The sequence below is a fragment of the Streptococcus oralis genome (assembly GCF_001578945.1).
In the GTDB taxonomy this organism is placed as follows: Bacteria; Bacillota; Bacilli; order Lactobacillales; family Streptococcaceae; genus Streptococcus; species Streptococcus oralis_Q.
Window position 1 is genome coordinate 7,287 of sequence record NZ_KQ969555.1, and the last position, 9,371, is coordinate 16,657.

General features: G+C 45.6%; 2 protein-coding genes and 1 pseudogene. All 3 read right to left on the reverse strand.

The window, feature by feature from the left end; all coding sequences use genetic code 11:
- Window positions 1-301: 301 nt before the first annotated feature.
- A complete protein-coding gene (rpoC, locus tag SORDD16_RS08425; RefSeq protein WP_061453171.1) occupies window positions 302-3,967 on the reverse strand; it encodes a DNA-directed RNA polymerase subunit beta' in 3,666 nt (1,221 codons plus the stop codon).
- 162 nt (window positions 3,968-4,129) lie between these two features.
- Entirely contained in the window at window positions 4,130-7,777 is a 3,648-nt protein-coding gene (gene rpoB / locus SORDD16_RS08430) for a DNA-directed RNA polymerase subunit beta (RefSeq protein ID WP_061453115.1), read from the reverse strand.
- Window positions 7,778-8,122: 345 nt separating this feature from the next.
- Window positions 8,123-9,020, reverse strand: a pseudogene (locus SORDD16_RS08435) (IS30 family transposase).
- Between the last annotated feature and the right edge of the window lie 351 nt (window positions 9,021-9,371).

The following is a 9,371-nucleotide window of genomic DNA, read 5'->3' on the forward strand; positions in this document are numbered from 1 at the left end:
GACGCATCACCCAAAGCGTTGGGTCGTAGAGCGGACTTTCTCATGGTTGAATCACTCGCGAAGATTAGCCAAGGAGGTTGAAAAATCTGTATCATCTGAAGTTGCTTTTGTAAAACTATCTCACATTCGTCGGATTTTAAGGACGTTATGATGTTGTGAATACAGGTTCTTAGAAACTTCAAAAACTTTAAAACGAAAATTTTGGTCACTTTGAACATCATAAAAGAGAGAACCAATCTGGTCCTCTCTAGATGTTAGCCATAAGTCACCCGCTACAGTTGACAAAGGCCCTTCTTTGCTTTTATTCTACAATTTTTTCAACTTGAACTTCTATAGCTTCGTCTACAGGAGCATTTCCCGTCTCTTCTTGTTCAGGAGCCAGATATTCTGCTTCATTGATAGCTTGTGGTTCAAGGTTACGGTAACGAGCCATACCAGTACCTGCTGGGATGATCTTACCGATGATAACATTTTCTTTAAGTCCAAGGAGATGGTCTTTCTTACCACGGATCGCTGCATCTGTAAGGACACGAGTTGTTTCCTGGAAGGAAGCCGCTGACAAGAAACTGTTGGTTTCAAGCGAGGCTTTGGTGATTCCCATAAGGACTGGGCGACCTGTCGCTGGAACTCCACCGGCGATAAGGACATCTTTGTTCGCATCTGTAAAATCGTTGATGTCTAAAAGGGTACCCATGAGAAGATCTGTATCACCTGGATCCATGACACGGACTTTACGGATCATTTGACGAACCATAACCTCGATGTGTTTGTCTCCGATTTCTACCCCTTGGCTACGGTAAACTTTTTGGACTTCACCGAGAAGATAAGTTTCAACTGACAAGACATCACGAACAGCAAGGAGATGTTTTGGTTGGATAGAACCCTCTGTCAATGCTGCACCACGAGAAACTTGGTCTCCAACTTCAACACGCATACGTGCTGTAAATGGAACGACGTATTCACCTTCGCCAGTTTCACCCTTAACAAAGACTTTCTTGGTACGAGTAGATGCATCTTCTTCGATAGCGGTGACTTGTCCTTTGACCTCTGTGATGACCGCTTCCCCTTTCGGATTGCGGGCTTCAAAGATTTCTTGGACACGAGGAAGACCCTGAGTGATATCGGTATTTGAGGCAACCCCACCCGTGTGGAAGGTACGCATTGTAAGCTGTGTACCAGGTTCCCCGATAGATTGGGCAGCGATTGTACCAACTGCTTCACCAACTTCAACCGCATCACCAGTCGCCAAGTTGATACCATAACAGTGACGGCAGACACCATGACGAGTGTTACATGTAAATACAGAGCGGATAGTCACTTCTTCCACACCAGCATTGACAATTTCACGCGCCTTGTCTTCTGTAATCAACTCATTTGGACCAATGATTACTGCACCGGTTTCTGGATGTTTAACAGTTTTCTTAGTGTAACGACCATTGAGACGCTCTTCGAGAGACTCGATCATTTCTTTTCCTTCTGCGATAGAGCGGATCAAGAGACCACGGTCAGTTCCACAGTCGTCCTCACGGATGATAACGTCTTGGGCAACGTCAACCAAACGACGAGTCAAGTAACCTGAGTCAGCTGTCTTAAGGGCCGTATCGGTCATACCTTTACGGGCACCGTGAGTTGAGAAGAACATTTCGAGTACTGACAAACCTTCACGGAAGTTTGAAAGGATTGGCAATTCCATGATACGTCCGTTCGGAGCCGCCATCAGACCACGCATACCGGCAAGCTGTGAGAAGTTTGAGATGTTACCACGGGCTCCTGAGTCCATCATCATAACGATTGGGTTCTTCGGATCTTGGTTGGCAACCAAACGTTTCTCCAATTTTTCACGGGCTGCACGCCATTCAGCTGTAACAGCGTTGTAGCGCTCGTCGTCTGTGATCATACCACGACGGAATTGTTTGGTGATTTGTTCTACACGTTTGTGTGATTCTTCGATGATTTCAGCCTTATCTTCAACCACTGGGATATCGGCAATACCCACTGTCAAACCTGCAAGAGTTGAGTGGTGGTAACCGAGGTTCTTCATGCGGTCAAGTAGGGCAGAAGTTTCTGTCGTACGGAAACGTTTGAAGATTTCAGCGATGATATTTCCAAGATTTTTCTTCTTGAATGGGGGGTTGAGTTCAAGATTGCTGATTGCTTCCTTGATATCTCCACCAAGTGGCAAGAAGTATTTAGCTGGAACACCTTCTGTTAAGTTGGCATTTGTTGGTTCTTGCAAGTAAGGCAGACCCTCTGGCATGATATCGTTGAAGAGGATTTTACCAACTGTTGTCAGCAAGACCTTGTGTTTTTGCTCTTCAGTCCAAGGTTTGTTAAGGCTGTCTGTCGCGATACCAACACGTGAATGGAGGTGAACATAACCATTGCGGTAAGCCATAACCGCTTCGTCACGGTCTTTGAAGACCATTCCTTCACCTTCACGACCAGCTTCTTCCATGGTCAAGTAGTAGTTACCCAAAACCATGTCCTGAGATGGAGTAACAACTGGTTTACCATCTTTCGGGTTCAAGATATGCTCAGCAGCCAACATCAAGATACGAGCTTCTGCTTGAGCTTCTTCTGAAAGTGGTACGTGGATGGCCATTTGGTCCCCGTCAAAGTCGGCATTGTAGGCTTCACAGACAAGTGGGTGCAAGCGAAGGGCCTTACCATCAATCAAGACTGGCTCGAAGGCTTGGATACCCAAACGGTGAAGGGTCGGTGCGCGGTTCAAAAGTACTGGGTGTTCTTTGATTACTTCTTCAAGGATGTCCCAGATACGCTCGTCTCCGCGTTCTACCAAGCGTTTAGCTGCTTTGACGTTTTGCACGATGTCGCGGGCAACGATTTCACGCATGACAAATGGTTTAAAGAGCTCGATCGCCATTTCACGTGGCACACCACATTGGTACATCTTAAGAGTTGGACCAACGGCAATAACGGAACGTCCTGAGAAGTCAACACGTTTACCGAGCAAGTTTTGACGGAAGCGTCCTTGTTTCCCTTTGAGCATGTGGCTCAATGATTTCAGTGGACGGCTACCTGGTCCTGTAATCGGACGACCACGACGACCGTTGTCAATCAAAGCGTCAACTGCTTCTTGAAGCATACGCTTCTCATTTTGAACGATGATACCTGGTGCATTCAACTCAAGCAAACGAGCCAAACGGTTGTTACGGTTGATAACACGACGGTAAAGGTCGTTCAAGTCAGATGAGGCAAAACGGCCACCATCCAACTGCAACATTGGACGGAGATCTGGTGGAATAACCGGAAGGATGTTAAGAATCATCCATTCAGGTTTGTTTCCAGACTTGTAAAAGGCATCTAAAACATCCAAACGACGGATGGCTTTGACACGTTTTTGTCCAGTAGCTGTTTTCAACTCTTCTTTGAGTTCAGCAATTTCTTTTTCAAGATCTACTTGTTTCAAAAGGTCTTGGATGGCTTCGGCACCCATTTTGGCAACGAATGATCCATAACCATACTCACGCAAGCGCTCACGGTATTCGCGCTCTGTCATGATAGACTTGTGCTCAAGTGGTGTATCCTTAGGATCAATCACCACATAAGCCGCAAAGTAGATAACCTCCTCGAGGGCACGAGGACTCATATCAAGGGTCAAGCCCATACGGCTTGGAATCCCCTTGAAGTACCAGATGTGAGATACAGGAGCTTTCAACTCGATGTGCCCCATACGCTCACGACGAACTTTCGTACGCGTTACTTCAACCCCACAGCGGTCACAAACAATTCCTCTGTAGCGAATGCGTTTGTACTTACCACAAGCACATTCCCAGTCTTTTGTAGGACCAAAGATGACTTCGTCAAAGAGTCCTTCACGTTCTGGTTTCAACGTACGGTAATTGATTGTTTCAGGTTTTTTGACTTCTCCATAAGACCATGAACGGACTTTGCTTGGAGAAGCTAGGGTGATTTGCATACTTTTAAAACGATTTACATCAACCACTATTTCTTCCCTTTCTAGTTGTTGAGTTCTAGCAGCCAAGGAAAGAGCATGCTCTCCCCTTGCCCTAGACCTAGTCGAAGACTGTTAGTCCCAGTAGCTAAAAATCTCTCTTCGCAGTGCTCCAACACTTCAAATTCGATTTCTAACTTGTCTCTTTAGAGACTATTCTTCACTGGCTACAGCTTCGTTTAAGATCGCTTCTGTTTCAGCGATTTCTTCACTTGTTTCTGCATTTTTAGCAGCTTCTTTTTGATTTTCAGCATCAAAGGCCGCTTTTGCTTCTCGAGCAGCTTTTTCACGGGCTTTTTCAAGGTCATCCACGTGAATCACATCCTCGTCCATGCCTTCATCCAAATCACGGAGTTCTACTTCTTGATCGTCTTCGTCAAGGACACGCATGTCAAGACCTAGCGATTGCAATTCTTTCACAAGAACGCGGAAGGATTCTGGAACACCTGGTTTTGGAATTGGTTTACCTTTGGTAATGGCTTCATAAGCTTTGAGACGACCATTGATATCGTCAGACTTATAGGTCAAGATTTCTTGAAGGACATTTGAGGCACCATAAGCTTCCAGAGCCCAAACCTCCATCTCACCGAACCGTTGTCCACCAAACTGAGCTTTACCTCCGAGTGGTTGTTGAGTAACGGTTGAGTATGGTCCGACTGAACGCGCATGGAGTTTGTCGTCAACCATGTGGTGAAGCTTGATCATGTACATAACACCGACAGAGACACGGTTGTCAAATGGCTCACCGGTACGGCCATCGTAAAGGATGGTCTTGGCATCGCTAGCCATACCTGCTTCTTTAACAGTTGACCAAAGATCTTCAGAAGATGCTCCGTCAAAGACTGGTGTTGCAATGTGAATGCCGAGCGTCCGAGCCGCCATACCCAGGTGGAGCTCCATAACCTGACCGATATTCATCCGTGATGGCACCCCAAGAGGATTCAACATGATATCGACTGGCGTTCCATCAGGAAGGTAAGGCATGTCTTCAACTGGAACGATCCGAGAGACAACCCCTTTGTTTCCGTGGCGTCCCGCCATCTTATCTCCGACCTTGATCTTCCGTTTTTGGGCGATGTAGACGCGAACCAGCATGTTAACACCGGATTGCAACTCATCTCCATTCGCACGGGTAAAGATCTTAACATCACGAACGACACCGTCGGCACCGTGTGGAACACGAAGAGAAGTGTCACGAACTTCACGAGACTTGTCTCCGAAAATCGCATGCAAGAGACGCTCTTCTGCTGACAGATCTTTTTCACCCTTCGGTGTAACTTTACCGACAAGGATGTCACCTTCTTTAACCTCAGCACCGATACGGATAATCCCCATTTCGTCAAGGTCTTTAAGAGCATCTTCACCAACGTTTGGAATTTCGCGAGTAATTTCTTCAGGCCCAAGCTTTGTATCGCGGGTTTCTGATTCGTATTCTTCGAGGTGGACGGATGTATAAACATCGTCTTTGACCAAGCGTTCGCTCATGATAACTGCATCCTCAAAGTTGTAACCTTCCCAAGTCATGTAGGCAACGATTGGGTTTTGACCAAGCGCCATTTCTCCATTTTCCATAGAAGGTCCATCAGCGATAAAGTCGCCTTTTTCAACCAGATCACCCACTTTAACAAGAGTGCGTTGGTTGTAGGCAGTACCTGAGTTTGAACGACGGAATTTTTGAACGTGGTAGACATCTAGCGAACCGTCTTCACGGCGAACTTCTACCTTATCCGCATCTGCGTAAGTTACTTTTCCGTCATGTTGCGCAATGATAGCTGCTCCTGAGTCATGGGCTGCTTGGTATTCCATACCGGTACCCACGTAAGGTGCTTTTGGATTGATCAATGGCACAGCCTGACGTTGCATGTTGGCTCCCATGAGGGCCCGGTTGGAGTCGTCGTTTTCCAAGAAAGGAATACATGCAGTCGCAACGGCAACTACCTGTTTTGGTGACACATCCATGTAGTCCACAACACTTGCAGGGTACTCTTGATTGACCCCTTGGTGACGTCCCATAACGACTTTTTCAGCAAAGGTGCCATCTTCGTTAAGACGAGAATTCGCCTGCGCTACTGTAAATTCATCTTCTTCATCAGCAGTCAACCAAACGATTTCGTTGGTTACCACACCCGTTTCACGGTCCACCTTGCGGTATGGTGTTTGAACAAATCCATACTTGTTCAAATGTCCATAGGATGACAAGTTATTGATCAAACCGATGTTTGGTCCTTCAGGCGTTTCAATCGGACACATACGGCCATAATGGGTGTAGTGCACGTCCCGCACTTCATAACCTGCACGGTCCCGTGTCAAACCACCAGGTCCCAAGGCTGACAAACGACGTTTGTGAGACAACTCAGAAAGCGGGTTGTGTTGATCCATGAACTGAGACAACTGGGAAGAACCAAAGAATTCTTTGACCGCTGCTGTCACCGGACGGATGTTGATGATTTGTTGCGGAGTAAGCACTTCATTGTCCTGCACAGACATACGTTCACGCACATTCCGCTCCATGCGAGAAAGTCCAAGACGGACTTGGTTGGCAAGGAGTTCCCCAACTGCACGAATCCGACGATTTCCAAGGTGGTCAATATCATCCACACGTCCGATACCTTCAGCCAAGTTGAGGAAGTAGCTCATCTCTGCAAGGATATCCGCAGGAGTTACAACACGAACCTTGTCGTCTGGATTGGCATTTCCGATGATGGTTACAACACGGTCTGGGTCCGTTGGAGCAACAACCTTGAATTTTTGAAGCACAACTGGTTCTGTCAGAACAGCAGCGTCGTTTGGAATGTAGACGATCTTGTTCAAGTCACCATCCAAGTGGCTCTCGATGCTCTCAATCACGCTACGCGTCATAACAGTTCCAGCTTCGACCAAGATTTCTCCAGTTTCCGCATCCACCAAAGGCTCCGCAATGGTTTGGTTGAGCAAGCGAGTTTTGACATTGAGTTTTTTGTTAATCTTGTAACGACCAACAGCTGCCAAGTCATACCGACGTGGGTCAAAGAAACGCGCCACCAGCAAGCTCCGTGAGCTTTCGGCCGTCTTAGGCTCCCCTGGACGAAGGCGTTCATAAATTTCTTTCAAGGCCTCATCTGTCCGAGAGTCCATTGGGTTTTTATGGATGTCTTTTTCAACGGTATTGCGCACCAAGTCGCTATCACCAAAGATATCAAAGATCTCATCATCACCAGAGAAACCAAGAGCACGAACCAAGGTCGTAAATGGAATCTTACGCGTCCGGTCAATCCGAGTGTAGGCGATGTCTTTTGAGTCGCTCTCAAGCTCCAACCATGCTCCACGGTTAGGGATAACGGTTGAGCCATAGCCTACTTTCCCGTTCTTGTCGACCTTGTCGTTAAAGTAAACACCAGGTGAACGCACCAACTGGGATACGATAATCCGTTCCCCACCGTTGATGATGAAGGTCCCCATTTCAGTCATGATCGGGAAGTCACCAAAGAACACTTCCTGGGTCTTGATTTCGCCAGTTTCTTTGTTAATCAAGCGGAAAGTTACAAAGATCGGTGCTGAGTAGCTGGCATCGTGGATCCGAGCTTCTTCTAGCGTGTATTTTGGCTCCTTAATTTCATAGCCGACAAACTCCAATTCCATGGTGTCCGTAAAGTTTGAGATTGGCAATACATCTTCAAATACTTCCTTAAGACCGTGGTTCAAGAAATCTTTAAAGGAATCCGTTTGAATTTCAATCAAATTTGGTAAGTCAAGAACTTCTTTAATTCTTGAAAAACTACGACGGGTACGATGTTTCCCGTATTGAACGTCATGTCCAGCCAAGATGATTCTCCTTTGTAAATAAAGTTTCAAGCCTAGTTGATCAGGCTATTGATTATCGTCATATGGTTGTAAAACCCCTATCGCCATGTCCTTTGAGTAAATTTTCAGAATCTTTAAATTTTTATTACAAAGACTCAAAGGCTCTAAAAAAACACAAAAAGAGCAGCTAAATCCGACTTTTTCAGAAGATTTAACTGCTGTGATCCTGTCTGGACAATATTTCAGACAAAACCTACGACAAATGGTCACCTATATTATACCCTATTTAGGTGAATTCTTCAAGTTTTTTTACTATTTTTAAATCTAAATTATCAAGCTAAGCGCTACGGCAAATTTCAAGTCCTCTTAGCCACTAATGATCAAATCTGCCGGCGAGCTGTAATCAAACGTTTTTCGAGGGTAGTGGTTCACCCAATTTTCAATAAATCGGATCTCTTGGTGGGTGATATTTCGAGCACCTTTTGGGAACCATCTGCGGATGAGCCGATTATGGTTCTCGTTTGTACCACGTTCCTATGAGGCATAGGGGTGGGCATAGTAAATGTGCACTCGGTCAAATACCTCATGTAAGCGTGCGAATTCCCTGCCGTTGTCAGCTGTGAGAGATAAAATGTGATAGTCTCCTGAATCTCCAAAAGTGCATTATTAACTGCTTGAGCCGTTTTAGATGGTATGAGGTGAATGATCTCATATCGCGTCTTCCTATCCGTCAAGGTCAGAAGACAGGGTGCTTTCTCGCACTGTTCCAGCACTGTGCCAATCTCAAAATCTCCAAACCTTGTACGCTGGTCAATTTCAATCGGACGCTCCTCAATTGATTTTCCAAACGTTGGGCTGGTTAGGAAAATGCTCGCTGACGCTTCGAAGATTTCTTGCGTGGATACAACAGGAAATCCTCCGCCTTGCCCAAGTGCCCACGGTCAATCCAGTAGTAAATGGTGGAGACAGCTACCTTCACCCCCTTGCTCTTGACCATCATTTTAGGAGAATACTTTTGTTTAGCGTAATAGCAGATAGCTTGGTAGGCCTCCTTATCCAGCGAAATGGGCTTAACGGAGCGCTCCCGACTTTCTTGATACTTTATAGGCGTAGTCTGCCTTATAGACCTCTTCAAACTTCCCCTTGCGTACCTGCTACATAACTAGACCACACTTGATTTCATTGTAGATAGTCTGAGGAGCTTTGCCTAATACCCCTGCAATTTTACGATTACTGAAGTTTCATTTTTCCATTTTTCAATCAGTTGGCGTTTTTTTAGTTCCCAATTTGTAAAATTAAGTTAGACAGAAAAAGCCATTTATGTTAAGCTCAGATAAACACACACTCATCTGAAAAGAATTAATATAGATGACCTATACCCATCTTACCATAAACGAGCTTGTAATCATCGAGTCTTACGTGAAAAATGCTACTCCTACAGCAGAAATTGCACGCTTGCTTTATCGTTCAAGACAGACTATTCACAAAATGGTTCAATTTTTCATGCAAGGCTTTACCGTCCTCGACTATTTAGAACGCTATCAAACAAACAAAAGACAGCGCGGTCGGTGAAAAATGCAACTTTCTGAAGAAGAGAAAGCCTTCATCCAAGAGC